Genomic DNA, 26,694 nt, shown 5'->3' with positions numbered 1-26,694 from the left:
GGTACTTTTTCATTCTGATACTTTCCGCAATTTAAATAATCTAGTGCCTAATAATTGTGTACTGTTCATTTGTAAATATTTCGAACGAACCCGAAATGTAATTTACTGTTCATCTCCCGTTCATATTCAATCTATAAACTATGGATGTAAAGAAGAGATCGGAGGAAATTACAAATGAATATTGCATGGAAAGAAATAAAGAAAAACAAAGTAAGATTTTTAATTTTAGGTTCAATTATTTTTCTTGTCAGTTTATTGACCTTTATAATATCGGGTTTGGCGAATGGATTATCGCAAGACAATGCTTCGTTGATCAAAGATTTACCAGAAGGTCAATTTTATATGAATAAAGAGGGAGATGAAACTTACAATCTTTCAAAAATAGACAGTGATATACAGGATGAAATAATAAATAAACAAAAAGATGCACTGGCATTCTCAATTCAAATGGGTTTTTTAAATAGCGAAACTGACAAACAGCATAGCGTTGCCTTTGTTACATCCACTGATTCAGAGCTATTTGAAAAGGTTGAAGATGGGGAAATTATATTAGATCGTTCAATGGAGGATAAAGGGATAAAGGTTGGAGATGTCTTAACGAATAATCAATTTAGTGGTGAATTTAAAGTTAAGGGTTTTGTCGATCAGAAGAAATTCAGTCATGCCCCTGTTGCATATATAAATATGAAGAACTATAAGGAAATCTATCGAGTTATGGAAATGCAATTGTTATTCATACCAGGTGGAGAATCTTCAGAACAATTCACGGGTCTGCAATCTTTTTCGAACAAGGATTTCCTTAATACAATTCCAAGCTATAATGCAGAACAGATGTCTTTAAATATGATTGTCTGGTTTTTAGTTGTCATTAGCGGCATGTTGTTTGCCATCTTTTTCTACATGATGAACATTCAAAAAGTCGGTTTATATGGTATCTTAAAGGCAATTGGCATGAAAACAAGCAGGTTATTCAAAATTATGTGGACACAAATGCTTTTCATTACGATAATTTCTCTTATATTGTCCATTTCATTCAGCCAAGTATTTAATATGATTGCACCTGATGGAATGCCTTTCCATTTAACATTTGAAACAACCATACAATTATCTTTAGTTTTCCTATTCATCGGTTTTATCGGAGCTACACTCTCTGGAATACAAATCAAAAAAATCGAACCATTACATGCGATACAACAAGGAGAGGCTTAATATGACAATATTTTCAATTGAAGATGTAAGAAAAACATTTACTTCGGGGGAAATAGAAGAAGAAATACTTAGAGGTATTAACCTTACTGTTAAAGAAGGAGAGATAACAGCATTAGTAGGCGCATCAGGTTCCGGTAAAAGTACGCTCCTTACTATAGCTGCTGGATTACAACCCCCATCAAATGGGCAAGTTATTTTCGACGGAAACAATATGACTGCAATGAGTTCTGAACAGGTTCGAAAAATACGGGCCAGTAAATTTGGGTTTGTCTTTCAGTTTGCTCATCTTGTTCCTTTTCTCACTGTTGAAGAGCAATTAATTTTGATGCTGGATGTTTCTGAATCTAACTTAAGCAAACAATCAAAAATGGCTGAAGTTCGTAAAATTCTGCAACTCGTTGAAATGGATCATAGAAGACTGGCCTACCCCTCTTCTTTATCAGGTGGGGAAAAACAACGGATCGCCATTGCACGAGCCATTATCCATAAACCGAAAGTTCTTTTCGCAGATGAACCAACAGCCAGCCTAGATTCAAGGAAGTCTAGAGATGTTATGTTATTGATTCAAGAGTTAACTAAAACGTTAAATATTGCTACATTAATGGTTACACATGATGAAGAATTGCTTTCATATGTAGACCATGTGATAAAAATGAGCGATGGAATGGTTTTGCAAAGTAAAGAGTAAGTTCTGCAAATTTTAAAGAAGGATCGATATAAGCAGAAATTAATGAACAGCCTGGACGTTGCATGGCTGTTCATTTGATATGGTTTAAAGCAGACAAAAATTTTTATAAAACAGGAGTATAAGAATGACAACAATTCTAATCGTAGATGACGACATCAATATATTACAGCTTGTAAAAATCCATTTAGCCGAGGCAGGATTCAAAGTTGTTCAAGCAAAGGACGGGACTCAAGCATTAGCAGTTCTTAATAGAGAAGTATGTGATTTAGCAGTAGTCGATGTGATGATGCCTTTTATGGATGGGTATGCATTAACAAAGGTAATTCGAAAGAAATATGATATTCCAGTCATCCTTTTAACGGCTAAGAATCAAATTGAAGATAAGGAAGAAGGATATAAATCTGGCACAGATGATTATCTAGTCAAGCCGTTTGAACCAAAAGAATTACAATTTAGAATAGAAGCCTTACTACGACGATATGATAAACAATCCGATGAAACTGTTATTCATTTAGGTAGTACAACTATAAATAAAAAAAGCTATGAGGTTCAGATTGGAGAACGGACGATTCTGTTACCCTTAAAGGAATTTGAACTGCTGTACTTCCTGGCTACAAATTCTATGCAAGTATTTTCTCGAGATCATCTAATAGAAAACATCTGGGGTGTAGATTTTGAAGGAGATGAGCGGACAGTAGATGTTCATGTAAAAAGATTAAGGGAACGTTTTTCTAAATTGACAGACGATTTTCATATTAAGACTGTGCGTGGGGTTGGCTATTCACTGGAGGCAAACCGCAAATGAAATCTCTTTATGTGAAATTTGTTGTGTTCACCATTGGAATTATGATTTTTAGTGGTATATTTGCCTTTTTAATTTCGAATACGTATTATCAGCAAAAATTAAAACCATTTAATGACCAAAAAAACACTAAAATTGCATTGGAAATCGCTGAATTTACCGGAAATCAACCTGATTTAAACCTCATAGATTATCTTGAAAATATATCTTCAATAGGATATCAAATTTTCCTCGTTGACAATTCAGGAAATGAATTTTATTTTGGTGCACCTTTCAGGGAAAACACTTTGTCCAATTCAACTAAAGAACAAGTACTTAACGGCAATATTTTTCATGGTATATCAAATTTCCCCCAGGAAACATTTGTAACAGGATTTTTTGCGAACGAATTAAAGAATACGATTGGTGTTCCATTGACACATAACGAGGAAAAGTATGCCCTCTTTCTAAGACCGGATATTAAGCTGCTATTTAACGAAATGCATATTTTATTCGGGTGGCTGCTAGCTTTGACCATTATGCTGAGCATTATAATGGTAATTTTTATTACAAAATATTTAGTTAATCCAATCTCAAAGCTTACATCCGCAACTAAAACGCTCTCAAATGGAAATTACAATGTTGATCTTGATACTACCCGTCATGATGAATTAGGAGAACTTTCACTTAGTTTTTTACGAATGGCCAGTAGACTGGAACAATTAGATGCAATGAGAAAAGAGTTTATTTCAAACATTTCTCATGATATTCAGTCACCCCTATCCAATATTAAAGGATATACAAACCTGTTAAAAAGTGATTCAACGAGTCCTGAAGATAAAACTAATTACATTTTAATCATCAATGCGGAAATCGAAAGACTCTCTACTTTAACGAAACAATTATTGCTTCTCGCTTCTTTGGATCGCGATGAGGATATTTTGAAAAGAAAAACAGTTAATATCGGAAAACAGATTAAGGAACTAGTACGGAACAATCAGTGGCAAATAGGTGAAAAAGGGATTACGCTCGGGTTCACATTACCGGATGTAGAAATCACCGGAGATCCGTCCTTACTTTATGCGGTTTGGGACAATCTGTTAACCAACGCCATCAAATATAATAAACCGAACGGCACGATTGAAATATCAATCGAAGAACAAGGGAAATCGGTATTGGTAATCTTTGAAGATACGGGCATAGGAATGAATAATAAAGAGAAAGAAAGAATTTTTGACCGCTTTTATCGAGTAGATACCGCACGGACGCGTTCAGTTGACGGGACAGGACTGGGACTATCAATAGTGGCTGCCATTGTTACTTTACATGGTGGATTAATCCATGTGAACAGTATTGAAAATCGTGGAACCAACTTTGTCGTAGAATTGCCTGTCATGCAGTGAAAGTATAAAATGTCACAATCTATAATTCCCCATTTTCCCTAAAACAGGAAATAACAATTTGTATCAGTTTAAACATAGCAATAAAAAAAGAGACACAAATTCATATGTGAATTGTGTCTCCACTTCCCTGTTAAAAATTCCATTCATACCGATAAACCCGCTACAATTCCCCTTTAAAAAGATCCGTGCTGTGCGGTACATGTTTCTTGGCTGTTGGGTCAATATACAACCGCGCTGCACTAATGGCAACCGGCGCTTCACCGAATCCGGTTGCAATCAACTTCACTTTTCCATCGAATGTAGTTACGTCACCAACAGCATAGATTCCTTCGATATTTGTTTCCATTTTAGGGTTTACGACAATGGAATTCTTCTCGATTTCTAAACCCCATTCTTTGATTGGACCCAGAGAGGATTTAAATCCGTAATTTACAATGATGTCATCGACTTCGAGTGTTTCTTTTTCTCCTTCTTGATTCCGGATGACAATTTGTTTAATGCCCTTTTCATCACCAAACACCCCATCAGGCATGTAAGGCGTTTTTATTTCAATACTCGAATTGAACAGTTTTTCAACACTGTGCTCATGTGCTCGGAACTGATTTCGTCTATGAACAAGTGTAACTTTCTTGGCAATTGGCTCAAGCATAAGCGACCAGTCAATAGCTGAATCTCCCCCACCGAAAATGACTATATTTTTCCCTTCAAACTCATTTATACTGTTGATAAAGTAATGAAGGTTTTTGTCCTCGTAGTAATCGGCTCCTTCAACTTCCAACTTTCTTGGTTGAAATGCACCAAGACCTGCCGTAATAATGATTGTTTTTGAATAATGTATTTCATTGTTAGTTGTCAGCTTAAATGTTCCGTCTTCCAATTTATCAATGGCTTCAACACTTTGACTAGTTACGATTGCCTGCTCAAAGGCTGACATTTGTTCTTTCAGATTATTTACGAGCTCCTTTGCACGGATTTTTGGAAATCCTGCGATATCATAAATATATTTTTCCGGATAAAGTGCTGCAAGCTGCCCACCTAATTGTGGCAGACTTTCAATTAACTTAACTTCAAGCTGGCGCATGCCTCCGTAGAATGCCGTAAACATTCCTGCAGGACCTCCACCGATAATCGTGACATCATATAACTTTGAATCTTGCTTCATATTATTGTCTCCAATCATTTTAAGAAATTAGAGTGCTATTATTTTCAAACGCATTTAACACTTCCAATGTACGTTTCCACTACAATAATTTTTAAAACACATGCTGTATTTCTATGTTGGAATATTCTTATCGAATTTAAACTTCAATTCAATACTGATTATCATCCTTGCGCATTTTCCGTCAAACTCATCAGCATTCTTTATCCAGGATATCCGATGATTTACAATTTCACACGCTGCAGTCTTAATGCATTTAACACAACCGAAACGGAACTGAAAGCCATTGCAGCACCTGCTACCCACGGAGCGAGGAAACCGAGTGCGGCAATCGGAATACCGATAACATTATAGGCAAATGCCCAAAACAGGTTTTGTTTAATGTTTGTCATCGTTTTACGGCTCATTAAAATCGCATCGGCAATACTGTTCAGATCCCCGCGAATCAATGTAATGTCCGCCGCTTCCATCGCCACATCCGTTCCCGTACCGATCGCCATCCCGATATCAGCTACAGCAAGGGCCGGTGCATCATTGATCCCGTCACCAACCATCGCAACATTCCGGCCCTGTTGCTTCAAGTTTTCGATTTGCTGTGCCTTTTGTTCCGGCAGCACTTCTGCAATTACTTCATCAATGCCAACTTCAGCAGCAATCGCTTTTGCAGTACGTTCATTATCTCCTGTAAGCATAATGACTTTCAGGCCAAGCGCATGCAGACGTTTTACCGCTTCAGCTGATGTTTCTTTTACCGTATCCGCAACGGCGATAATTGCTGCAAATTCTTTGTTTATCGCAACAAGCATTGCAGTCTTCCCTTGCTGTTCCAATGAAATCAATTGCTGTTCAACCGATTTATCAATACTAATTTGCTGGTCTCGCATCAGCTTTCTCGTACCAACGGCAACTTCTGTATTATCCACATGCGCTTCAATGCCAAGCCCAGGAAGTGCCTGGAAGCCAGAAACAGCCGAAAGCTCAATCCCGCGCTCTAACCCACCTTCAACAATTGCTTCTGCCAATGGATGCTCGGATTGTTTTTCTGCTGATGCAACAATGCGAAGCACATCATCTTCATTAAAATTATTGAACAGTACAACATCTGTTAGCACCGGCTTTCCGTTTGTAACGGTCCCTGTTTTATCAACAACAATCGTATTGACAAAACCTGTCTGTTCAAGATGTTCGCCACCTTTAAATAATATACCGAGCTGTGCAGCACGTCCTGAACCCGCCATTATCGAAGTCGGTGTTGCCAAGCCGAGCGCACATGGACATGCGATAACAAGTACTGCAATTGTCGCCTCAAATGCCTGGATAAATTCTCCGCCGATCAGCCACCATAATATGAATGTCACAGCGGCAATCCCTACAACAATCGGCACAAAAATATTGGAAATTTTATCGGCAAGACGCTGTATCGGGGCTTTCGAACCTTGAGCCGACTCGACGATTTTTATGATTTGTGACAGTGCTGTTTCACTGCCAACCTTTAATGCCTTCATTTCCAGTGCACCATTTTTATTCAGGGTTGCACCGTAAACGAAATCTCCAATGCTTTTTTCCACCGGCAAACTTTCACCTGTCAGCATCGATTCATCCACTGCTGAAGTTCCCGAAACGACTTCCCCATCGACAGGAATTTTTTCACCTGGCTTCACTCGCACAATATCATTAATGCGTACTTCTTCAAGCGGTACAGACTGCTCGACGCCACCACGGATAACAAGTGCTGATTTCGCCTGCATCCCCATCAACTGCTTGATTGCCTGTGATGATTTGCCTTTTGCACGCGCTTCAAACAGTTTGCCTAATAAAATTAATGTAATAAGTACCGCGCTCGTTTCAAAATACAGGTGCGGCATATGACCGCTAGGATGTGCGAGCATTTGATAAATACTATAGAAATAGGCCGCACTCGTTCCCATCACAACGAGCACATCCATATTCGCAGCACCACTGCGCAATGATTTATATGCTCCCACATAGAATTGCCAGCCAATAATAAATTGAACAGGTGTTGCTAATACTAGCTGTACCCAAGGATTCATAAGAATGTCAGGCACATATAAAAAGCTCGTAAACGAAAAATGGGCAACCATCGTCCATAACAGCGGCAATGATAAAATGGCAGCCGAGATAAATTTAATCGTTTGCCGTTGAATTGCTTTTTCCCGATGATCAACCGGATCTCCTTCAACAACTGGCTGTGCGCCATAGCCGATTTTTTCGATACGCGCAATTATATCGGACACCGATACTTGTGACGGGTTAAATTCAACAGTCGCTTTTTCCAGCGCCAAGTTCACATTTGCCGAAGCAATTCCGTCCATTTTTCCAAGCACCTTTTCGATTCTCGCTGAACATGCCGCACACGTCATTCCATCGATTGTGAAGTCCGCTTTCTCTTTGACGACATCATAGCCGAGTGCCTGAATCTTTTGCTCGATATCCTGAGCTTTTATAACCGTTTCATCATATTGAATCGCCGCTTTTTCAACCGCTAGATTGACGTTCGCCGATTCAACCCCATCCATCCGGTTCAGCCCTTTTTCAATCCTTGCCGAACATGCCGCACACGTCATACCTGTTACTTGCAACGTCAGTTCTTTCGTCATATTCTCACCTCTCTATACCTCAAGGGGGTATATAATTTTGTAAAAAGAGAGGTTCTCTATTTTCGAGAACCTAAATCATTCGTAAACCTAAGTCGCTAAACAACGTCATAACCTTGTTCATCAATAGTTTCTTTGATCTGCTCAACAGTAACGGCATCTTCGTTATACGCTACCGATACCTTTTTCTCAGCAAGATCCACTTTTACTTCCTGTACACCAGCTAATGCGCCAACACTAGTTTCTACAGATTTTACACAATGACCGCAAGACATACCATTAACATTTAACGTCACATTTACCATAGTTGAACACTCCTTATTTTTTCATCATTTTTTGAATAGTTACTACCAGTTCATCCAAAACTTCTGTATCGCCTTCATTCAGACGATCCACAACACAGCCCTTTAAATGACCCTCAAGCAATATTTTCGCGACACTGTTTAAAGCCGATTGTGTTGCCGATAATTGTGTAATGATATCATCACAATATACGTCTTTCTCAATCATTCCTTTAATTCCGCGAATTTGCCCTTCGACCCGATTCAATCTCGTCGTTAAATCTTTTTTTATCGATTCAGGATGATGACTTTTACGACAGCTTTCTTCATGAGTTTCCATTAGACTATCGTTTTCATGCATTCGATCAATCCCCCTTACTTGATTTCAGATTACCATACCTATAAGGGGTATGTAAAGTTTAAATAAAACGTTGAAGTCCTAATTGAAGAGAACTTCAACGTCTTTATTTTTCATACACACCATAATGAAACTTGGCAGTGAATCGTATATCACGCTGAAACTGGTACTTTTCAAACCAGTCCGATTTATAGTGTGCCTTTAACACGACGCGCTTTTTCGCCACGCGTTTTGCTTCTGCCACCCATTCATCAGTTAATGTCAGGTGCTTTCCGGCATAGCGCAGCGCTTCAAAATTAGTCGATTCCTCAATGACTTCCTCGAACATCGGATCCATATAGACGACATCAAAGCTGTCATTTTCTTGCTTTTTTAAATATTCCAGAGCTGCGGAATGTACGACTTCGATATTTCTCATGGATGCCGTCAATGGAAGTTCAGTCGTATCATAGGTTTGCATCCCTGTTTTAACAATAAACGACACATTTTTATCTGCTTCTACACCGATAACTTTACCTTTTTCCCCTACAACATAAGCAGCCAGTAAGCTGTCTGCCCCAATACCAAGGGTGCAATCTAAAAACGTATGCCCTTTTTGTAGTGCACATGCAGTAAGTAATGGTTCGTCTTCACCGCGAGCGACTCGTTTCAAACGAAATGCGGCGGAGTTTGGATGAAAAAAGAAAGGCGCCTCGGCACCTTTCGCATAGTATTCAAAACGATTTTTTCCCGCAACAATGACATTGGCATCGTATACTTCGCAAAGCTTACGAACCGAACGTTTTTGGCGAGGTACAATTTTTGCCTGCAGCTCCTTACTTGCAAATTCAGCTAACTGAAGCGATTGCTCGTCCGGTCTGCCTGCAGTTGTGACAATCGTTACTCGGCACATACTTGTTTTAACACATCTGATAAATGATCTCGGATTTGCTCCATTGGATGACCTTCGATTTGATCACGTGGAATGAAATAAGCTAATTGACCATCTTTTAAAACCGCCATTGATGGTGAGCTTGGAGGCACTTCATCAAAGTATCCGCGCATTGCTGCAGTCGCTTCCGGGTCTTGACCGGCAAATACTGTTACAAGCTGATCAGGTTTCACATCTGCTACCGCTTCGCGAGCAGCCGGACGTGCTAGACCTGCAGCACAACCACAAACAGAATTGATTACAACTAAAGCAGTTCCTTTTGTTTCAGCCATAAATTCGTGTACGCTATCTGCCGTTGTTAATTGTGTAAAGCCTGCGCTCTCAAGTTCTGTACGCATTGGCTGTGTCACTTGACGCATATATTCATCGTAAGCATTTGTCATTTTTCATAACCTCTTTCTGTTTATATGTATTCACATCGCTCATTATAGCAAGGTTATTAACAGTTGTACAAAAATTGGATTTCAGAGATTTATGAATGGTCTTTACACTCACAAGATCCCACAAAATATTCATACATTTCAAGTTTAGTCAAATATAAAGTATTCTATTTATGTATAAAGTTTTTATTTTTTACAAATTATTGAATTATGTTTTTTTAGCATGTTTCGACACATATCTTATCCGAAATAAGTTAGGATGAAACAGTTGTTATTTTATTTTAACAAAAGTTTAAATCTACCAACTACTACTGAAGGGAAATTTATCGATGAAATTTTTACTATTAAAAAAGCTACTAAAACTACGAATTGAGACAAAAAGAAAAATTATGTACAAAAAAGCAAAAGATTTAGGATTCACTCATCCGGAAGTTGTCAATTGCAGTCAGGAACTGGATGAATTACTTAATAGGTATTCGGATATTGCCGCTTAATTAAATGAAGGATTACATATTGTTTCGCTTCTAATTGAATTTGAGTTAATATCGATTTATTCATTGTACATAGTTCATTGATTACCAATGGACTATGTGCCTGTTTTGTTTAAATTACTTTTTCTAACACTACTATTTCCCGTAAGAAAACCATTTTATCGAAAGAAAATACTATGAACGTTTTTCTAATTTACTGATTTTATATAACCTATGAAGGCTTATCAAACTTAAAAGGGGGTATACTCACCGTAAATGTTAATATATTTATCATTTTTTGATTTTAGTTAGGGGGAATGTATTTGGATATCTCTTTGTTACTAGAGTATGGTTGGGTATTATTATTGTTAATTGGCTTAGAAGGATTGCTTGCTGCAGATAATGCCCTCGTTTTAGCCATTATGGTTAAACATTTACCTGAAAAAGAAAGGCGAAGGGCTCTATTTTATGGTCTTGCAGGTGCCTTCATTTTCCGCTTCGCTTCTTTATTTATCATAACGTTTCTTGTAGATGTATGGCAGGTTCAGGCTATTGGTGCTCTATATCTATTATTTATAGCGATCAATCACATCGTAAGGAAACTATACTTTAAAAATAAAGGACCAAAAAAAGAAAAAGAACAGAAAAAGTCTGGTTTTTGGGGTACGGTAATAAAGGTCGAATTGGCCGATATAGCATTCGCGGTTGATTCAATCTTAGCAGCAGTAGCTCTTGCAATGACGCTGCCTAATACGGATTTACCTCAGATTGGCGGCATGGATGGCGGAAAGTTCCTTGTCATATTTGCAGGGGGATTAATCGGATTAATTATTATGAGGTTTGCTGCAAACTTCTTTGTGAAACTTCTTGAATCTAAACCAGGACTAGAGATTGCAGCTTTTGTAATAGTTGGATGGGTTGGTGTCAAACTTGCTGTATTAACTTTAAGTCACCCTGATGTAGGTGTCATCTCTTATGAGTTTGCCCACTCCCTTGAGTGGAAACTAATATTTTATGGAATATTAATCTCAATCGCACTGGCTGGCTGGTTTTTATCCAATGGCAAAACTGTAAAATCTTCTAAAGAATAACTTCTCGGAAATAGTTAATCCGATTGCTACATTTTATTCTGACAAAAAATAACCCTCCACAATTGAAAGTGGAGGGCTTTATTTATTTTGTTTTAACATAATCCGAAATTTCCTTTCTTAATATATACATGCATTTCAATTTCTTTAACCTTGGTTTACTCTTCACAATATTTTCAAAGAAGTTTGTTGCCCCCATTCTTTTTAAAGCTTGCATCACTTATTCACCTCCCTATACTTAATAATAACATAAATAGTCAGAAAATTCCACAAAACTAATAAATAAATGATAATACTTTTATATATTCGATAATGTTACATATATTTTATGCTTGTAACCCTCTTACTTTTTTATTTACCGGATGTACAGCTAAGATATTATCTATAATAAAATTTCGTTTTGCATGGCGCGAAAAACAATATGCTTGCACATGGTCTCCGGACATTTTGATAATTTTTATTCGACGCTTTGTTATTGACTGATCTTTGGCAATGTACACAATATCCAATATTTGATTGTGTTGCATTGCTCTTTGCAAGTGTTCTTTCATTACCCTTCCACCTTTCTTAGCTCCATTTTAGAACAAGTGTTCCTAAATTACAATTATCAAAAATATCCTTATTTCCCTTTACTATGTTACAATAACAACCATCTATAATATAAGGCAGGTCCACCGATGAATATTTACCCCTATGAAAAGAAATATGCAGTGCAAATTGCGGCATTGCTCAATGATTTTTTACCATTTGAACCAGAAACAGACATTACCGTCGATCAGGCTGGAGGCATTCGTTATGTATGCGTGAATGAGCATGATGAAGTTGTCGGTTATATTGCGGGTTATGAAATAAAGGCTTTCAACAAGGATTTTCCCTACTTTCACGAAGAGCTGCAGTCGTTAAAGGAACTGATTGGATCAGGCATCAGTTATTATACAAGTCATTTTGTCGTTCATCCAAACGAACGGAAAAGAGGGATTGGAACAAAGCTTGTACGCGCTTATCTCGAAGCCGCACAGCCGATTGCTAAAACGATTGTTACGGTTGGATGGGTTCCATCCGATACAAACCGCTGGGCAGCAGAGCGACAATTTACAGCACAGGGCTTTGAACCATTTATTTATATGCCGCGCTATTTCGAGCCCTATCAAGTCGATTGCCCAAGTTGCAAAGCTCTTTGTTATTGCGATGCACATTTTTTTGTAAAATAAACGCTGACTTGGTTAGAGGATGCAAAAATACCGATGACTTTGCAAAACCCTTGTACGTTTAAACCGTTGTCATTATTGGCATTTAGTAGAAGTATATAAAACAATCCATAAAGAACATACCTATAGAAAAGCAGGAACGTTGTTTTAACAACGTTCCTGCTATTTTCGTGTTTGTAAATTACTCTAACTAATTCCTCCATTTTTATTACAATCAAATTCTAAAGATATGTTATGTATAGAAAGAATACCGTTTTGTGAGTAATTTCCTGAAACATCGATAACATATAGTGATCCATTCTCCATTAACGAATTTGTGTACCCTATTTGAGTCCAACTTCCATCAGAATTTTCTGCTTCTGAAGAAATACCATTGAATACAGAAAATAGTTGTCTTCCTTTTGAAGTATTTTCGCTTAATTGTGTATCAAAAGACCCTTCAAAAATAATGCGCTCTTTATTCGGACCGATTTCTAACGTCACTGTCTTTGGGACTGAAGCCGGATGATAACGTTCTTTATTTTTTGACACAACAATTGATATATCAACTCGCTCTTTTGCTCGCTTTTTAAATGTTTCTACTTCAACCCAATAGTCCTCAGAAAATGAAGTGATAGGCTCTAACTTGAGGCCTGTGTCATGTTCTGAGTTTATGTCTTCTATGAGTGCTAAATATTTTTGATAATAATCCTCTTTTTGCTCTTGCGTTAAATTTAAAAGAGATGGCGAGATTTCTTCTGTAATTTTTTTACTATCAGTTCCTTCATCAGCACAACCTGATATAGCAATCGCTCCAGATAAAATACTTATGTAAAGATATTTTTTCAACCCTTTCACCCCATAAAATAATATTAGATATTATAATAATACCATATATGTTTATTTTTGGTATTTTAGAGTTTTTAAATCAAATTCGGTAATAGGGAGTTTTTATAGAGATCCTCCCCAAACTGAATCGGCAATGACGATTAGTATACATAAAAATGAAAATAGTATGTAAGCAACGCTGATACTAATTAAAAGAGTATGTTTTTTTACAGATTGTTCTGGATTATGGATTATTATTTTTAGCAAATTGATAATATTAACACAAAGCACTACCGAGAATAGTGGAATACCTATTAAAGATAAAGGAACTAATGTTTCCATAAAACGCTAACCTCCCCCCTTCACTTTTGGAATATATTATATTATACGTTAAGGTTCAAACATCCCCAAATCATCGTTTGATAATTATTAAGTTTGATTAAATCAGAACATGGAAAAAGAGACACCACCATTGTGTCTCCTAATTCCCATAATACCATTTCCCAATATTTTTACTGTTGGCAATTTTGTACCCCTATTTATACATTAACCGGACCTTTGTTAATCTTCGTTAACGACTCGTTTACTGCAAAAATTTTGCTGTTGATTGCTGTAATACCGAAACCATTTAGACGTTTTGAATGCATTTCCAAGTAAACTGCAGCATTTTCTTTTGTTTCAAATAAGTAAATACCGCCCGCTTCACCAGCTTCCGCATCCTCTGTCCAAATTTTCCAAAGCATGCCTTCTTCTTCGTTAATACTTTCAGCCAAACCTTTAAACCCAGCAGCCATTTCCTCGCCGAAGGGACCATCCATTTTGAAATCTACTTGTAAAATATATGCCATTAGAAGAGCCTCCTTTTTTCCAAACACCTTAAGCTTACTTCTTTATTCTCCTGCAAAATCCTTCTTTCATTCGTCATTCATTTTCCCGCACTTCACAATGCATCGCATCTTTTGCCTCATGCCAGGGCACACTGTATCCCTTCCCTTTTGCACAAAAAATGCTTGAAGATGTATATTCAGGATCGGCGTTTTTACTGTAGTCAATTTGTTCGATGATTTCATCGCTGTTATGACATACATCATAGCCGTCAAATTGCAGTGTTAACGCCCCTTTTCCATTTGTGTAAGCCGAAAATTGAGTAGAATAATCCATAAAAGTTGCTACAGGTGCACGTCCGTACAATGTCACGGTATCTTCTGTTAAAATCGGCGCTTCAAATGTCCCGCTTGCCTGTTGGATATCCGACATCATCCGGCCGATATGGTCGTTTGACGCTTTAATCTTAAAACGGTAATAAGGCTCCAACAGTAAATTTTCCACTTGTTCAAGTCCTTGTCGCAATGCTCTAAACGAAGCTTCCCGGAAATCCCCGCCATCTGTGTGCTTATTATGTGCACGTCCTGTTAATATCGTAAAATGAATATCAGTTACCGGAAAACCTGTAAGTAATCCGTGATGATCCCGTTCAAATAGATGCTTTTCTATTAACCGCTGATGTCCGACAGATAAGTCATCCGCATGACACTGGTTCGAGAAAGTGATGCCTGCACCGCGTGTATTCGGTTCCATTTTTAGATGCACTTCCGCATAATGCTTTAACGGCTCAAAATGGCCATAGCCGACTGTTGGTGCAGCAATCGTTTCAGTATAAAGAATTTGAGGCTTGCCAAAGTGCACATCAATTCCGAAGCGGTCCTGCACCAGCTCCGTTAATACTTCCAGCTGAATCGTCCCCATAACATGAACCGAGATTTCCTGAAATTTTTCATTCCATACGACCCGTAAACTCGGCTCCTCTGCTTCAATTTCACGAAATATCCGGTGTAGTTCTTTAATATGTAACGCACCTGCATACATCACTTTCGCCTGCAATGTCGGAATCATCTCAAATTGTGCAGGATTTACTTCTGTGGCTCCAACCACATCACCAATAATCGGCGTCGCCAATCCCTTCACCGCAAAAATATCACCCGCCTGCACTTGACGAACCTGAGTAAAACTGCTGCCATTGTACAGTCGGATTTCCGTTATCTTTTCTGACGTTTCACCTAATGTAAATTCATCTCGTACCTTTAAAACACCCGATAATGCTTTCATAAATGTGAGTCGCTGCTGATTGTCATGGCGAATTTTATATACTTTACCTTCAAATGCACCATTCACGTCAAATTTTGTTTCCATCAGTTGTGCAATCGTTTCAAAAAAGTCCAGTACCCCTTCATCTTTTAAAGCCGATCCTGACATACAAACAAATGCTTGTTCATTGTTGATTGCATGTTTCAGGCTCTCTAAACAGTCATTCTCCGTTAGATTATCGGCAAAATATTTTTCCATCAGCTGTTCGTCACGTTCCGCAAGCCACTCTTTTACAGTTGGATCCATTCCATTATTGAACAGTAAGGTATTTGGGGATAAATCTTTTTTAATCGCAGACATTACAGCTGCAACATCTGCTCCTTCACGGTCTATTTTATTAATGAAGATAAATGTCGGAACATGGTGCTCCCGCAGCAAATGCCAAACCGTTTCTGTATGTCCTTCGATGCCGTCGACAGCACTGATAATGACAATGGCCGCATCCATTACATGAACCGCACGCTCCATTTCCGGCGCGAAATCGATATGACCCGGTGTATCAATCAGCGTATACACTTGCCCGTTATACTCGATCCGACCCTGCTCCGCAAAAATCGTTATTCCGCGCTGCCGTTCAATGGCATGATTATCTAAAAAAGTATCTTGGTGATCGACCCGCCCGCGCTTTTTAATGGCATTTGTATGATAAAGCAATTGCTCACAAAATGTCGTTTTACCAGAATCGACATGAGCAACAATTCCGATTGTAGTATGCAAAAATTTCCCTCTTTCTTTTTCATAAATTTTGAATCATGGTACAGTCATTCTTGTGAAAGAAAATAGTCTCTTATTTCCTCTGGCAGTTCCTCAATATTGATAATCTCTAACTTTGTAGTGCCAGGTGTTGTTTGAATCAAGAAACTTTTCTCATCAAAGTCCAGTATTGTAAACTGCTTCACCATATTTGGATTAAATTCTTCCTGTATGTACTCAACAATCTCGGCATCGAAATTATTTTCATCCATAAAAAGCGATTCCGGATTTTCAGAATTCCTTAAAGTTTGCATCAGTTCCAATGAATTGGAGGGATTCGTTAACAACCACTCAAAGATTGGGATTGATACAATGATTAATACTGCAATGATTGCAAATATTTTTTTCATATAATAACCTCCACTAAAACGATTGCCCGTAAGTACATACATTTTAACAGAAGTTGGGGTATTTTGATTCATCCATAGTAAAAAGTCATTTTCATTTTCCGTTAGATAATGTGGTGCAAGTATTCACAGATAATGAGGGTATAATAAAAAGCCACTTAAAATTAAGTGACTTCATCCATTACAAAAGCATATATTTCAATGTTTTCATCAGCTTCGATCGTAATTCCGAATACAGTAACAGCATCGTCACTTACCTCAACGTCCATATGTTTGTCAGTCATTTTTCCGAAGATATTTGGATTCATTTTAATTTTATTTACTTTCTTACCTTGTATAGTCAGATAATCCAGACCTTCACGAATTTGACCCAATAAAACGTCCAACTACTTTCCTCCTTGTAAATAATATTTCTTCTTATCATGCCTCAACTAACAAAAAATATTGCATAAGAAAAAGCCACAACTCATAATGAGTGTGACTTAATCGAATCGTTAGATGCAGATTCAGTTCAATTCTAAAACTACCTGTAAAATTCCTGAATTATTTTCTCAATTGCCCTTAACAAATTAATTTAATAGTTATCGCCCTCTGCTAATTTGCGAAGAGTAAAATCAGAACAGCTTTTATAGGGCTATCCATTAGAAATGGAAATCATCTTCGCAAATAATCAGCTCTTTCGGGTCGTACGGTTCGATATGGACAAGTGTTGTTGCATAAGGATTCAACTGCTTCACTTCATTTTCAATCTGCTCTGTAATGGCATGTGAATCACGTACATTTAGATTAGGATTAACACTTACCGTAATATCTACAAGAATTAAGCTCCCGTGCTGTCTGCCACGTACATCGGTAACATCACGGACTCGCGGAATTTTCGAAACACGCTCTTCAATCGAACTGATCAATTCCGTATCAAAACCGTCTGTTAACGAGAACACCGCCTCTTTAAAAATTTCAATAGCTGTTTTAATAATAATAAGACCAATAATAAAGGCAGTAATCGTATCGACAATCGGGAAACCTAATATCGCTGCGGTAATACCGATTGCTGTCCCGATACTGACAAAGGCATCAGAGCGATTGTCATAGGCTGCCGCTTTAACAGCTGAACTGTTAATTCTTTTCGAGAGGTTTAAATTATATTTATATACTGCAAACATGACTGCTGCACTAAACACAGCAACAATAATTGTTAAAATAGAAGGATTCTGATCGATCGGATTTGCGATTTTTTCACCTGCCGATATAAGTACTTCAATCCCGACATAAATCATAATAAATGATGCAACAAGTGATGCGATCGTTTCTGCACGAAAGTGTCCGTATCGATGGTCATCATCAGGCGGGCGCTGGGAAATTCTCAGCCCTATCAAAACGGCTACTGAAGCAATAATATCCGTTGTATTGTTTAATCCGTCTGCCTTTAATGCTTCTGAATCTCCTAAATAGCCTGCTGCTAACTTCAGCGCGCTTAAAAATATGTAGGCAATAATCGATAAATAGGCACCTTTTTCGCCCGCTCGTAAATTTGTATATTGCTCCAAAATGTTTCCTCCCTGAAAAACTTGTTTAAACACGAAAGAGGCTACCCCGCACAAAATCGAACGGGATAACCTCTTTTACATATCATTAATTGTAGTATACCAAAAAATCGGGGGAAAACATACATTCAAGAGAAAATATTATATAATTATAACTTTATGCTCAATCTAAACGACACCTGTCAATTATCATAGTTTTCGGTTTTGTCCGATGTAACCGCATATATATTAATGATTTGGCCTTCTTCCGACAGAACGATGCCATTCAACTGGCCTGTAAAATAACACCCGCCGTCTATTCCAATATATTTTTGGTCTTTACTAATCCAAATATCATTGCAAGCATGAATATGTTGTAATGGTGTATGACCAAAAACATTGATATACGGTGTTTTATTTTCATTTTTATAATGCTGGCGAATCCATAAGAAATTTTCATCCTGCGTTTCATCAACTGTCTCAAAACTCGAATCAAATCCTGCATGCGTCAATAACAGTTTCCCTGCGATTTCATATAATTTGCCGTTATTTAAAAATTCCAATTCCTCCGCAAACTTCTCTTTTACGACTTGCGCTTGTTCAATTGGATCAAGCTCACTAACTTCAACAGGTAAACACTTTAAAAATGAAGCCATTGTTTCCCGACCACCGTATTTGTAATAAAAGGCGTGTTTTTGTCCAGGGTTTTCGAGAAAATCCAACAACATCATTTCATGATTCCCTTTACAAAATATAACCTGTTCCCCGTATTGCCGCTTTAAATCCATTACTTTCTGCACGACCTCATAAGACCGTGGACCTCGGTCGATTAAATCTCCGAGTAAAACAAGGGTATCCTTTTGATTCCAATACGTTAATAACTTTTCAAATGCTTTATACTGACCGTGGATATCACTGATAATAAAATAATTTTTCATATTGCACCCGCTTTTCTACAACCTATTTTACACTACCTACCGCCATATACGATTTACAACTGTTTGCTCATTGCCAAAATCTATTTCAAAAACATCCGGATTCGACAGTTGCTTCCATTCGTCAAATCCAAAATGCGGCTGAGATTGATTGAGTAGTAATGACATAATATTGCCGTGTGTAACGATTGCCACTGACTTGTAATTACATTGTTTTAATTCTTCCACCAATTCATTTATACGTTTTGTCGCTTCATTACTTGATTCCCCGCCAGTAAAATTTAAATCCTTTTCAATATAGGTTTGCTGTAACTTTTCATACCAGTCGGGAATATCTTCACTGCTTAAAACCCTTTCCTTTAGACGGTCATCTAATTTAAATGGAACGTTGTTGTGCTGAACGAAAGATTGTATTGTATGAACTGCTCTCGTAAATGGACTTGAAATGACTAGCTCGATATTTAAGTCAGATAAAAACTTTGCTAAACGCCTGCTTGTTTCTCTCCCAGCCAACGTTAAGCTAGCATTTGGTGCTTGCCCATCGGCTTCACAATGGCGGATTATATATAATTTCACAACTTAAATCTCCTTACGCTAAATTTTATATCTATTTTATAGCGAGGTGCCGCCTCAAATTGAGTCGACTCTTTTTTAAATCATATTTCCAGATTATTTATTCCTTCAACTTTACTTTCAGTCATCCCCCATGACAATTTAGTCAATTTCTAACACGAAAACTTTTCTATAAGCAGGCCAGTTCCCAAAATGCCAGACAATATAACATAAAATATCAAATAATTATCAAGCTTAAAGTATACAAGTTTCTGCATGAATACTACTTTATCTATAGCCTCTGACTCTTTTACAGTATAAACTAGTATGTAAAATATTAGAAGAATGGAGGCAGGAAAATGGAAGATTGGATAAAGAATTTACCAGGTCCTGCAATTAAGCAAATTTTGGAGACAGCCTTTCCTTGGTTTGTTGTCGTAGACAGAAATGCCAAAATTATTTACCTTAACGAAGGTTATTGTAATTTTCTTGAAGTGAAACGTGAAGAAGCGATCGGTAAGCATGTAGCAGATGTGATTGAAAATAGTGAGATGCATCTCGTCATAGAAAAAGGGACACCTGATATTGCAGCCCCTCAATATATTAAAGGTACCTATATGCTTGCCAATCGTGTTCCGATTGTGATTGATGGGGAAATTATTGGAGCTTTCGGGAGTGTAACGTTCCGGGATTTAAATGACTGGAAAAAACTAAGTTCTCATGTTCGAAAGACTTTAGACCAAATTGAAACAAATATGAAACAATACCGCGAATCATTTTACAGCTTGTCAGATATTAAAGGAACCTCCAACTCTATGCGGAAAATTAAAGAGACAATCCTCATGATTGCTCCGACAAAACTGCCTGTTTTAATCGAGGGTGAGACAGGTACTGGTAAAGAAATGTTTGCCCAGAGTGTTCATAGATTATCGGATCAGGTTGATTATCCTTTCGTGAAGATTAATTGTTCCACTATACCAAAAGAGTTGCTGGAAGGAGAATTGTTTGGAAAATGGGATTCGGCCGAACAGCGAATTAAAACAGGAGGAATTCAGCGGGCACAAGGCGGAACTCTTTTTATTGAAGAAATAAGCGAACTCCCAACAACATTACAGGCAAAACTGTTAAAGGTCATTCAGGATGAAAAAGTTCAACCAGCCGGCACTGATGAAGTAATCCCAGTTGATGTTCGCATAATCGTAGGTTCAAATTTATCACTTGCTGGGCTGGTAAGAGAAAAGCAATTTCGTGAAGATTTATTTTATCTTATTCAGGCGATTACATTGCAAATTCCCCCTCTTCGCGATCGGATTGAGGATCTTCCTGAACTAATACAAACTTTTATGCACAAATTCAGTTCCGAAGTGAGTCGCCAAGATTTTAAGCTTAGTCGAAAAGCTTGGTTGCTGCTTCAACAATATAACTGGCCGGGAAATGTTCGAGAACTCAAAAATGTGTTAAAAGCAATTATTCAGTTATCAAATGGTGAGCAAATTACTGAAGATGCATTACCAATTTATATTCGACGACAAAAACCGGATTATATTCGAATTAATGGAACTTTGGAAGAAATCCTTTTTCAAGTGGAAGAGCAGATTCTACAAGAATATCTCGAAAATGAGAAGGACAAAATGCGGATAGCCGAGAAGTTGGGCATAAGCCGATCAACACTTTATGAAAAAATAAAAAAACACAACTTATGACCTAAATTCCGATATTTTGGATTAAATTCCGAAACATCGGATTTTTTTACTTCACATCAATCTTATATTTTTTATCTCCCCCACTAATTGAGTCCGATTTATCGGAATAAAACTGCCTCAAATTCCGTCACAGTTCTGTCACACGATATTGTACACGTTGAAATATTCTGCTTTAATACAAATAAATATGCTTTTAAAGCAATATTTTCACGAAAAATACTTTTCTATTGGAGGTAAAAACATGAAACGCATTTTCTCTTCTGCAGAAGAGGCAGTAAGTCAAATTCAAGATGGTGCAACTCTCATGGTTGGTGGTTTCGGATTGGTTGGTATTCCTGAACAGCTCATCCTTGCACTTGAAGAAAAAGGAGTAAAAGATTTAACGGTAATTTCGAACAATTGCGGTATAGACGATTGGGGATTAGGACTTTTATTGCGGAAGAAGCAAATCAAAAAGATCATTGCATCTTATGTAGGTGAAAACAAAGAGTTCGAACGCCAAGTACTTTCCGGTGAAATCGAAGTGGAGCTGACTCCCCAAGGCACGCTTGCTGAAAGAATCCGGGCAGGAGGTGCTGGCATTCCAGCCTTTTATACACCAGCCGGAGTAGGGACAATCACCTCGGAAGGGAAAGAAATTCGAAATTTCAATGGAAAGGATTATGTGTTAGAGACAGCACTAATAGCTGATTTTTCTATAATTCGCGCTGCTAAAGCTGACCAATTAGGTAATCTGATTTATAACAAAACCGCTCAAAACTTCAATCCTATAATGGCTGCAGCCGGAAAAGTTACGATTGCAGAAGTTGAGGAAATTGTGGCAACGGGTGAATTGGATCCCAATATGATTCAAACGCCGAGTATCTATGTCCAGGGTATGCTTCAGGCAAAACAAGAAAAAAAAGTAGAAAGATTAACAGTACGTTAATAAGAAAGGAGTATTCTAAATGACTTTAACTAATAGGGAACGGATTGCCATTCGGGCTGAAAAAGAAATAGAGCACGGTAACTATGTCAATTTAGGAATTGGGATGCCTACATTGGTCGCAAATTATATATCTCCAGAAAAAACCGTCATCCTGCAATCCGAAAACGGTTTGCTTGGAATCGGACCGTATCCGACAAAAGAGGAAGTTGATCCAGACTTAATCAATGCCGGAAAAGAGACAATCACAACAATACCTGGCTCCTCTTTTTTCACAAGTGCAGAATCATTCGCAATGATCCGCGGCGGACATATTGATGTTGCCATTTTGGGTGGAATGGAAGTCTCCGAAAAAGGCGACTTAGCCAACTGGATGATCCCCGGAAAGATGATTAAAGGTATGGGTGGTGCGATGGATTTAGTCCATGGTGCCAAAAAAATTATTGTCATAATGGACCATGTCTCGAAAGACGGTTCACCAAAAATAAAAAAAGAATGTTCTTTACCTTTAACGGGCAAAGGCGTAGTCAATAAAATTATTACGGAAAGAGCCCTAATTGAAGTAACATCACGTGGTTTAGAGCTGAAAGAAGTATTTGAAGGATATTCTGTTGAGGATGTAATTCAATCAACGGAAGCAAATTTAATTATTGAGAATGTAAAAGAGAGCGTTTCCATTTAACTGTATTCCTGTCAGATAAACGATGTAATACACCATAAATAAGAGTTTCTTTCATATGGCAATTGTCCAAAGAATAGAACTCTTACTACTATTGTACGAGGGGGATTTATATGGATTTGTTGGTTATTCTATTGGCGCTTGGATTATTAATGTTTGCTGCCTACCGCGGTTATTCCGTCATATTATTTGCACCAATCTGTGCGCTTTTAGCTGTTGTATTAATTGCGCCAAGCAATGTTTTACCATTTTTCTCAGGTATATTCATGGAAAAGATGGTCGGATTTATTAAATCATATTTTGCTGTTTTCCTATTGGGAGCTATTTTCGGAAAAGTTGTAGAAATGTCGGGGATTGCCGAGTCAATTGCCAAAACAATTGTCAGCTGGCTAGGTGCGAAACGGGCAATGCTCACGATCGTATTGCTTGGCGCCATCTTAACATACAGTGGAGTGAGTTTATTTGTAGCCGTATTTGCAATTTATCCATTTGCTGCACAAATGTTTAGACAGGCAAATATTCCCAAACGTTTAATTCCGGGTACGATTGCTCTTGGTGCATTTACCTTTACAATGGATGCACTTCCCGGGACACCGCAAATACAAAACGTTATTCCAATCGCCTTCTTTAAAACGGATATTTATGCTGCACCGGTTCTAGGTATCATAGGGGCAATTATTGTTTTAACGGCTGGGTTACTATACTTGGAATCTAGAAGGAAAAAAGCCGAATTAGCTGGAGAAGGTTATTTTGGATTTGATTCGGAAACGGCAGTTACGATTCAAAGTGCAGAAGTAAAGGATGAGCCTGCTCTTCCCGATTTAACTGCCAAACAATCGCTTTCTAGACAAATCCTAGCTTTTGTCCCGCTTATTTTGGTTGGGGTTACCAACAAAATATTTGTTACAAGTATACCGAAATGGTATCCGAATGGCTTTGACTTTGAAGCAATTGGCTTGAGTGCCTATAAAGTAGATGTAGCAACATCTGCTCCTATTTGGGCGATTATTATGGCGTTGATTGTGGGGATTTTATCATCGATTGCCTATGATTTTAAAAGGGTATTTAATGGATTTAAAGAAGGTGTTAATACAGCCATTGGAGGATCGCTGCTTGCTACTATGAATACCGGCGCTGAATATGGATTTGGCGGAGTCATCGCAGCCCTTCCAGGATTTGCAAAAATCAGCGACGGAATATCTACAACATTTACAAATCCACTTGTCAATGGTGCAGTTACAACCACTACTCTTGCGGGTATGACGGGATCCGCATCAGGTGGTATGGGGATTGCGTTGGGCGCAATGGCTGATAAGTATAATCAAGCAATTATTGCTGCGAATATACCACCAGAAGTAATGCACCGTGTAGTGGCAATGGCTTCAGGAGGCATGGATACCCTTCCGCATAACGGAGCGGTTATTACCCTGCTTGCGGTAACAGGACTCACACATAAGCAGTCTTATCGTGATATTTTTGCAATTACGATCATTAAAACCCTAGCCGTATTTGTTATCATCGCACTTTATACATTCTTTGGATTAGTATGATAGATCGGTAGTTATTAAATGGTATGTTTAATATACCGAGAGTTTAAAGTAGTGAAATAAAATTTAAACGGAGCCAGCACTTTTGGCTCCTTATCTAGGAGGCGTTTTTGGTGGTACAAAATAAAGTGGTATTCATTACAGGTGCAGCACAAGGTATAGGATTTGAGATTGCGAAAGAGTTTTATACAAAAGGTGCTTTTGTTGTACTATCAGATATAAATGAAGAAAAAGTGAAAGAGGCAGCAAGCGCACTTGGAGAACGGGCAATTGGACTTAAATGTGATGTGACAAAAGAAGAAGAAATTATAGCAGCAATTGATGAAACGGTACAGAAATTTGATCGAATCGATATACTTATAAACAATGCTGGTATGCAGCATGTTGCAATGATTGAAGATTTTCCGACAGAGCGTTTCGAACTGTTAATAAAAATAATGTTAACTGCCCCATTTATATTAACTAAGCATGTGTTACCGCATATGAGAAAACAAAAATTTGGCCGTATTATTAATATGGCTTCAATTAACGGGCTTGTTGGATTTGCAGGGAAAGCAGCCTATAATTCAGCCAAACATGGTGTTATTGGTCTAACAAAAGTTGCGGCACTTGAAACTGCATCAGATGGCATAACGGTTAACGCTATTTGTCCAGGCTATGTAGATACACCACTTGTTCGAAATCAGTTGCAAGACTTAGCAGCAACACGCAAAATACCTCTCGAAAACGTATTGGAAGAAGTGATTTATCCACTCGTTCCTCAAAAAAGATTACTTGATGTAAAAGAAATCTCTGATTTGGCTCTATTTATCTCAAGGGAGGGAGCAAAAGGAATGACTGGCCAGGCGATCGTTTTAGATGGCGGGTACACAGTGCAATAATTAATTTAGGAATGTTCATCTCTGTTCCCAGAGGACGCATTCTTTAGCATGGCTTGTGGTTCGAAATCCAAACTATCTTCGCTTTGTTGGGGTCCTTAAGTCTCATGTAGTGACCTTTATTAATAAATGGATGCCAAAGTTTTTAAGCAATGCAGGTGTGTAGAAATTTTTTTACCTTTCAACACACCTGTTTCCTGTTTGTCATCTGTAAACAGGCGATCAGAAAACTGCTGGAGGGATATTTGAAATTACCTGTGTAGCTGCTTATTCCTACCTTATCAGCTATTGTTAACTTGGTCTCCTAATCTTGTCCTCCGTTTTGATGTGTCGGATAATATACGTTTCCGTACTGTTAAAGCTCCCTTGTTAATTCGTACTAATTTTTTATAATCCTAAGCAGTTGATTCATTGCCTTTTTTGCTTCCGGAATCGGAAATACCGGGAAAACATGGTTCATTTTCGGATATTCGTAGTATTGAATTGCTACTCCCTGTTCTTTTGCCTTATCGAGAAGCATATTTGCATCGACTAGCAGTAGTTCATCCGTCCCCACAAAAGCGGTAATTTGTCCAATGTCTATCAGTTCTCCATGTACAGGACTTATTTTGTAGTCGGTTAACTCCAAGCCGTCCGCCCATAACCTGCCAAGCTCCTGTGCGCCTATCACTCCAAGCATCGGATCGCGTTTTTCAAGTTCTTTATAGCGCGGGTCTTCCCCTCGTACATCTAGCCAGGCAGAGTGTAGAACAATATGCTGAGGCTGCTTTTTCGAACATCGCTTTACATCCTGAGCCAACGCCATTGCCAACCCGCCTCCAGCAGAATCCCCCATAAAAATAAACGGTGCATCGTATTTTAAAACAAGATGATCATATAAGTCATGGATGGCAACAAAACACTCTCTATGTGTATGTTTAGGTAGCTTCGGATAAATTGGCACAACAATCGTGAAATTTGTCTCCTGTGCAAGCTTTACTAAATAACGCCAATGAAAAATCAGTGGATCATTAATATACGCTCCGCCGTGGAAATAGTAGATGACCTTTTCCGGTGTTTGCTGTTCATTAATTGTGTAATAGTGAATGCTATTCAATTCGTCTTTCTGTATTTGATGCTGATCTCTGAATTTAGCATCCAGTTCATACGGTTTCTCGTTATGTTTCATTGCAATAAATTCATCGAGCAGTCGTAAATCCATAAATTTCTTCTTTGTTCCTCGCAGTATTAAAAACTTCTCAAACAACACACTTTGCACGCTACGCATACAATGCCTCCATCCTATTTTTTCTACTATGATTCTTATGCATTCGACTAAAATTGATTGAT

Annotated in this window: 30 protein-coding genes; 12 read left to right on the top strand and 18 right to left on the bottom strand. The window is 37.9% G+C overall.

What is annotated here, in order from left to right:
- Nucleotides 1-174 precede the first annotated feature (174 nt).
- The 4 genes from ABS917_RS07180 to ABS917_RS07165 all read left to right on the top strand — a co-directional run bounded on the left by ABS917_RS07180 (nucleotide 175) and on the right by ABS917_RS07165 (nucleotide 4,081).
- On the top strand, nucleotides 175-1,209 hold the full coding sequence (locus ABS917_RS07180) for an FtsX-like permease family protein (protein WP_350478366.1): 1,035 nt from the start codon (nucleotides 175-177) through the stop codon (nucleotides 1,207-1,209).
- A 1-nt stretch (nucleotide 1,210) separates the two neighbouring features.
- Nucleotides 1,211-1,897, top strand: a complete 687-nt coding sequence (locus ABS917_RS07175) for an ABC transporter ATP-binding protein (RefSeq protein WP_350478365.1) — start codon at nucleotides 1,211-1,213, stop codon at nucleotides 1,895-1,897.
- Nucleotides 1,898-2,021: 124 nt separating this feature from the next.
- Nucleotides 2,022-2,702 (top strand): response regulator transcription factor, encoded by a 681-nt coding sequence (locus tag ABS917_RS07170; RefSeq protein WP_350478364.1) that lies wholly within the window; start codon nucleotides 2,022-2,024, stop codon nucleotides 2,700-2,702.
- Nucleotides 2,699-4,081, top strand: a complete 1,383-nt coding sequence (locus ABS917_RS07165; RefSeq protein ID WP_350478363.1) for a sensor histidine kinase — start codon at nucleotides 2,699-2,701, stop codon at nucleotides 4,079-4,081. The genes ABS917_RS07170 and ABS917_RS07165 overlap by 4 nt, the downstream gene beginning before the upstream one ends.
- A 160-nt stretch (nucleotides 4,082-4,241) precedes the next feature.
- Here the strand turns inward: ABS917_RS07165 and ABS917_RS07160 are convergent, their stop codons facing one another.
- From ABS917_RS07160 to ABS917_RS07135, 6 genes are all read right to left on the bottom strand, one after another.
- Entirely contained in the window at nucleotides 4,242-5,243 is a 1,002-nt protein-coding gene (locus ABS917_RS07160; RefSeq protein ID WP_350478362.1) for an NAD(P)/FAD-dependent oxidoreductase, read from the bottom strand.
- 221 nt (nucleotides 5,244-5,464) lie between these two features.
- A complete protein-coding gene (locus ABS917_RS07155; protein WP_350478361.1) occupies nucleotides 5,465-7,858 on the bottom strand; it encodes a heavy metal translocating P-type ATPase in 2,394 nt (797 codons plus the stop codon).
- Nucleotides 7,859-7,953: 95 nt separating this feature from the next.
- Nucleotides 7,954-8,160 carry a copper chaperone CopZ gene (gene copZ, locus ABS917_RS07150; RefSeq protein ID WP_251688345.1) on the bottom strand — a complete coding sequence of 69 codons (207 nt, stop codon included), beginning with the start codon at nucleotides 8,158-8,160 and terminating at the stop codon, nucleotides 7,954-7,956.
- Between the two features lie 13 nt (nucleotides 8,161-8,173).
- Nucleotides 8,174-8,497, bottom strand: coding sequence for a metal-sensitive transcriptional regulator (locus ABS917_RS07145; protein ID WP_350478360.1), 324 nt, complete (start codon nucleotides 8,495-8,497; stop codon nucleotides 8,174-8,176).
- A gap of 103 nt (nucleotides 8,498-8,600) precedes the next feature.
- Nucleotides 8,601-9,386 carry a class I SAM-dependent methyltransferase gene (locus tag ABS917_RS07140; protein WP_350478359.1) on the bottom strand — a complete coding sequence of 262 codons (786 nt, stop codon included), beginning with the start codon at nucleotides 9,384-9,386 and terminating at the stop codon, nucleotides 8,601-8,603.
- A complete protein-coding gene (locus ABS917_RS07135) occupies nucleotides 9,374-9,808 on the bottom strand; it encodes a BrxA/BrxB family bacilliredoxin (protein WP_008406646.1) in 435 nt (144 codons plus the stop codon). Before ABS917_RS07135 ends, ABS917_RS07140 begins: the two co-directional genes overlap by 13 nt.
- 326 nt (nucleotides 9,809-10,134) lie before the next feature.
- Here ABS917_RS07135 and ABS917_RS07130 point away from each other — a divergent pair, with 326 nt between their 5' ends.
- Nucleotides 10,135-10,299, top strand: coding sequence for an aspartyl-phosphate phosphatase Spo0E family protein (locus ABS917_RS07130; protein WP_350478358.1), 165 nt, complete (start codon nucleotides 10,135-10,137; stop codon nucleotides 10,297-10,299).
- 299 nt (nucleotides 10,300-10,598) lie between these two features.
- The gene (locus ABS917_RS07125) at nucleotides 10,599-11,366 is read left to right on the top strand and encodes a TerC family protein (protein WP_350478357.1); all 768 of its coding nucleotides are present in this window, start codon (nucleotides 10,599-10,601) and stop codon (nucleotides 11,364-11,366) included.
- An 82-nt stretch (nucleotides 11,367-11,448) separates the two neighbouring features.
- On the opposite strand, the gene ABS917_RS07120 is transcribed toward ABS917_RS07125, so the two are convergent.
- Nucleotides 11,449-11,583 carry a hypothetical protein gene (locus tag ABS917_RS07120; protein ID WP_350478356.1) on the bottom strand — a complete coding sequence of 45 codons (135 nt, stop codon included), beginning with the start codon at nucleotides 11,581-11,583 and terminating at the stop codon, nucleotides 11,449-11,451.
- 106 nt (nucleotides 11,584-11,689) lie between these two features.
- The gene (locus tag ABS917_RS07115) at nucleotides 11,690-11,914 is read right to left on the bottom strand and encodes a transcriptional regulator (RefSeq protein WP_350478355.1); all 225 of its coding nucleotides are present in this window, start codon (nucleotides 11,912-11,914) and stop codon (nucleotides 11,690-11,692) included.
- Between the two features lie 126 nt (nucleotides 11,915-12,040).
- Between ABS917_RS07115 and ABS917_RS07110 the strand changes: the two genes are divergently transcribed.
- Entirely contained in the window at nucleotides 12,041-12,574 is a 534-nt protein-coding gene (locus ABS917_RS07110) for a GNAT family N-acetyltransferase (protein ID WP_350478354.1), read from the top strand.
- Nucleotides 12,575-12,757: 183 nt separating this feature from the next.
- Here the strand turns inward: ABS917_RS07110 and ABS917_RS07105 are convergent, their stop codons facing one another.
- The 9 genes from ABS917_RS07105 to ABS917_RS07065 all read right to left on the bottom strand — a co-directional run bounded on the left by ABS917_RS07105 (nucleotide 12,758) and on the right by ABS917_RS07065 (nucleotide 19,657).
- Nucleotides 12,758-13,399: a hypothetical protein gene (locus ABS917_RS07105; RefSeq protein ID WP_350478353.1), complete on the bottom strand. Its 642-nt coding sequence runs from the start codon at nucleotides 13,397-13,399 to the stop codon at nucleotides 12,758-12,760.
- Nucleotides 13,400-13,501: 102 nt separating this feature from the next.
- On the bottom strand, nucleotides 13,502-13,720 hold the full coding sequence (locus tag ABS917_RS07100) for a hypothetical protein (protein ID WP_350478352.1): 219 nt from the start codon (nucleotides 13,718-13,720) through the stop codon (nucleotides 13,502-13,504).
- 197 nt (nucleotides 13,721-13,917) lie between these two features.
- Complete coding sequence (locus tag ABS917_RS07095; protein ID WP_350478351.1) at nucleotides 13,918-14,226, bottom strand: monooxygenase; 309 nt, start codon at nucleotides 14,224-14,226, stop codon at nucleotides 13,918-13,920.
- Between the two features lie 73 nt (nucleotides 14,227-14,299).
- Nucleotides 14,300-16,240 (bottom strand): GTP-binding protein, encoded by a 1,941-nt coding sequence (locus ABS917_RS07090; protein ID WP_350478350.1) that lies wholly within the window; start codon nucleotides 16,238-16,240, stop codon nucleotides 14,300-14,302.
- A gap of 44 nt (nucleotides 16,241-16,284) precedes the next feature.
- Complete coding sequence (locus ABS917_RS07085) at nucleotides 16,285-16,626, bottom strand: hypothetical protein (RefSeq protein ID WP_350478349.1); 342 nt, start codon at nucleotides 16,624-16,626, stop codon at nucleotides 16,285-16,287.
- A 161-nt stretch (nucleotides 16,627-16,787) separates the two neighbouring features.
- Nucleotides 16,788-17,009, bottom strand: coding sequence for a lactate dehydrogenase (locus ABS917_RS07080; protein ID WP_350478348.1), 222 nt, complete (start codon nucleotides 17,007-17,009; stop codon nucleotides 16,788-16,790).
- 255 nt (nucleotides 17,010-17,264) lie between these two features.
- Nucleotides 17,265-18,170 carry a cation diffusion facilitator family transporter gene (locus tag ABS917_RS07075; RefSeq protein WP_350478347.1) on the bottom strand — a complete coding sequence of 302 codons (906 nt, stop codon included), beginning with the start codon at nucleotides 18,168-18,170 and terminating at the stop codon, nucleotides 17,265-17,267.
- A 179-nt stretch (nucleotides 18,171-18,349) separates the two neighbouring features.
- The gene (locus ABS917_RS07070) at nucleotides 18,350-19,084 is read right to left on the bottom strand and encodes a metallophosphoesterase family protein (RefSeq protein WP_350478346.1); all 735 of its coding nucleotides are present in this window, start codon (nucleotides 19,082-19,084) and stop codon (nucleotides 18,350-18,352) included.
- A 36-nt stretch (nucleotides 19,085-19,120) separates the two neighbouring features.
- Nucleotides 19,121-19,657: a histidine phosphatase family protein gene (locus ABS917_RS07065; protein ID WP_350478345.1), complete on the bottom strand. Its 537-nt coding sequence runs from the start codon at nucleotides 19,655-19,657 to the stop codon at nucleotides 19,121-19,123.
- Nucleotides 19,658-19,992: 335 nt separating this feature from the next.
- Between ABS917_RS07065 and ABS917_RS07060 the strand changes: the two genes are divergently transcribed.
- The 5 genes from ABS917_RS07060 to ABS917_RS07040 all read left to right on the top strand — a co-directional run bounded on the left by ABS917_RS07060 (nucleotide 19,993) and on the right by ABS917_RS07040 (nucleotide 25,368).
- Nucleotides 19,993-21,336, top strand: a complete 1,344-nt coding sequence (locus tag ABS917_RS07060; RefSeq protein ID WP_350478344.1) for a sigma-54 interaction domain-containing protein — start codon at nucleotides 19,993-19,995, stop codon at nucleotides 21,334-21,336.
- Between the two features lie 241 nt (nucleotides 21,337-21,577).
- A complete protein-coding gene (locus ABS917_RS07055; protein ID WP_350478343.1) occupies nucleotides 21,578-22,264 on the top strand; it encodes a CoA transferase subunit A in 687 nt (228 codons plus the stop codon).
- Nucleotides 22,265-22,283: 19 nt separating this feature from the next.
- On the top strand, nucleotides 22,284-22,943 hold the full coding sequence (locus ABS917_RS07050; RefSeq protein ID WP_350478342.1) for a 3-oxoacid CoA-transferase subunit B: 660 nt from the start codon (nucleotides 22,284-22,286) through the stop codon (nucleotides 22,941-22,943).
- A gap of 110 nt (nucleotides 22,944-23,053) precedes the next feature.
- Nucleotides 23,054-24,490 (top strand): GntP family permease, encoded by a 1,437-nt coding sequence (locus tag ABS917_RS07045; protein WP_350478341.1) that lies wholly within the window; start codon nucleotides 23,054-23,056, stop codon nucleotides 24,488-24,490.
- Nucleotides 24,491-24,600: 110 nt separating this feature from the next.
- On the top strand, nucleotides 24,601-25,368 hold the full coding sequence (locus ABS917_RS07040) for a 3-hydroxybutyrate dehydrogenase (RefSeq protein ID WP_350478340.1): 768 nt from the start codon (nucleotides 24,601-24,603) through the stop codon (nucleotides 25,366-25,368).
- A gap of 376 nt (nucleotides 25,369-25,744) precedes the next feature.
- On the opposite strand, the gene ABS917_RS07035 is transcribed toward ABS917_RS07040, so the two are convergent.
- On the bottom strand, nucleotides 25,745-26,662 hold the full coding sequence (locus tag ABS917_RS07035) for an alpha/beta hydrolase fold domain-containing protein (protein WP_350478458.1): 918 nt from the start codon (nucleotides 26,660-26,662) through the stop codon (nucleotides 25,745-25,747).
- Nucleotides 26,663-26,694 lie beyond the last annotated feature (32 nt).

This window comes from Solibacillus sp. (assembly GCF_040273735.1).
Taxonomy (GTDB): domain Bacteria; phylum Bacillota; class Bacilli; order Bacillales_A; family Planococcaceae; genus Solibacillus.
The sequence above is the reverse complement of the archived record's forward strand: the minus strand, read 5'-3'. Positions and strand labels throughout refer to the sequence as shown.

Excerpts from the sequence above, each read along its gene's own strand:
- ABS917_RS07180 (WP_350478366.1), top strand. The coding sequence starts at position 175 with ATGAATATTGCATGGAAAGAAATAAAGAAAAACAAAGTAAGATTTTTA.
- ABS917_RS07170 (WP_350478364.1), top strand. The coding sequence starts at position 2,022 with ATGACAACAATTCTAATCGTAGATGACGACATCAATATATTACAGCTT.
- ABS917_RS07045 (WP_350478341.1), top strand. The coding sequence starts at position 23,054 with ATGGATTTGTTGGTTATTCTATTGGCGCTTGGATTATTAATGTTTGCT.
- ABS917_RS07110 (WP_350478354.1), top strand. The coding sequence starts at position 12,041 with ATGAATATTTACCCCTATGAAAAGAAATATGCAGTGCAAATTGCGGCA.
- ABS917_RS07135 (WP_008406646.1), bottom strand. The coding sequence starts at position 9,808 with ATGACAAATGCTTACGATGAATATATGCGTCAAGTGACACAGCCAATG.
- ABS917_RS07085 (WP_350478349.1), bottom strand. The coding sequence starts at position 16,626 with ATGAAAAAAATATTTGCAATCATTGCAGTATTAATCATTGTATCAATC.
- copZ (WP_251688345.1), bottom strand. The coding sequence starts at position 8,160 with ATGGTAAATGTGACGTTAAATGTTAATGGTATGTCTTGCGGTCATTGT.
- ABS917_RS07130 (WP_350478358.1), top strand. The coding sequence starts at position 10,135 with ATGAAATTTTTACTATTAAAAAAGCTACTAAAACTACGAATTGAGACA.
- ABS917_RS07095 (WP_350478351.1), bottom strand. The coding sequence starts at position 14,226 with ATGGCATATATTTTACAAGTAGATTTCAAAATGGATGGTCCCTTCGGC.
- ABS917_RS07100 (WP_350478352.1), bottom strand. The coding sequence starts at position 13,720 with ATGGAAACATTAGTTCCTTTATCTTTAATAGGTATTCCACTATTCTCG.
- ABS917_RS07070 (WP_350478346.1), bottom strand. The coding sequence starts at position 19,084 with ATGAAAAATTATTTTATTATCAGTGATATCCACGGTCAGTATAAAGCA.
- ABS917_RS07050 (WP_350478342.1), top strand. The coding sequence starts at position 22,284 with ATGACTTTAACTAATAGGGAACGGATTGCCATTCGGGCTGAAAAAGAA.
- ABS917_RS07115 (WP_350478355.1), bottom strand. The coding sequence starts at position 11,914 with ATGAAAGAACACTTGCAAAGAGCAATGCAACACAATCAAATATTGGAT.
- ABS917_RS07165 (WP_350478363.1), top strand. The coding sequence starts at position 2,699 with ATGAAATCTCTTTATGTGAAATTTGTTGTGTTCACCATTGGAATTATG.
- ABS917_RS07140 (WP_350478359.1), bottom strand. The coding sequence starts at position 9,386 with ATGTGCCGAGTAACGATTGTCACAACTGCAGGCAGACCGGACGAGCAA.
- ABS917_RS07055 (WP_350478343.1), top strand. The coding sequence starts at position 21,578 with ATGAAACGCATTTTCTCTTCTGCAGAAGAGGCAGTAAGTCAAATTCAA.
- ABS917_RS07160 (WP_350478362.1), bottom strand. The coding sequence starts at position 5,243 with ATGAAGCAAGATTCAAAGTTATATGATGTCACGATTATCGGTGGAGGT.
- ABS917_RS07155 (WP_350478361.1), bottom strand. The coding sequence starts at position 7,858 with ATGACGAAAGAACTGACGTTGCAAGTAACAGGTATGACGTGTGCGGCA.
- ABS917_RS07145 (WP_350478360.1), bottom strand. The coding sequence starts at position 8,497 with ATGCATGAAAACGATAGTCTAATGGAAACTCATGAAGAAAGCTGTCGT.
- ABS917_RS07060 (WP_350478344.1), top strand. The coding sequence starts at position 19,993 with ATGGAAGATTGGATAAAGAATTTACCAGGTCCTGCAATTAAGCAAATT.
- ABS917_RS07175 (WP_350478365.1), top strand. The coding sequence starts at position 1,211 with ATGACAATATTTTCAATTGAAGATGTAAGAAAAACATTTACTTCGGGG.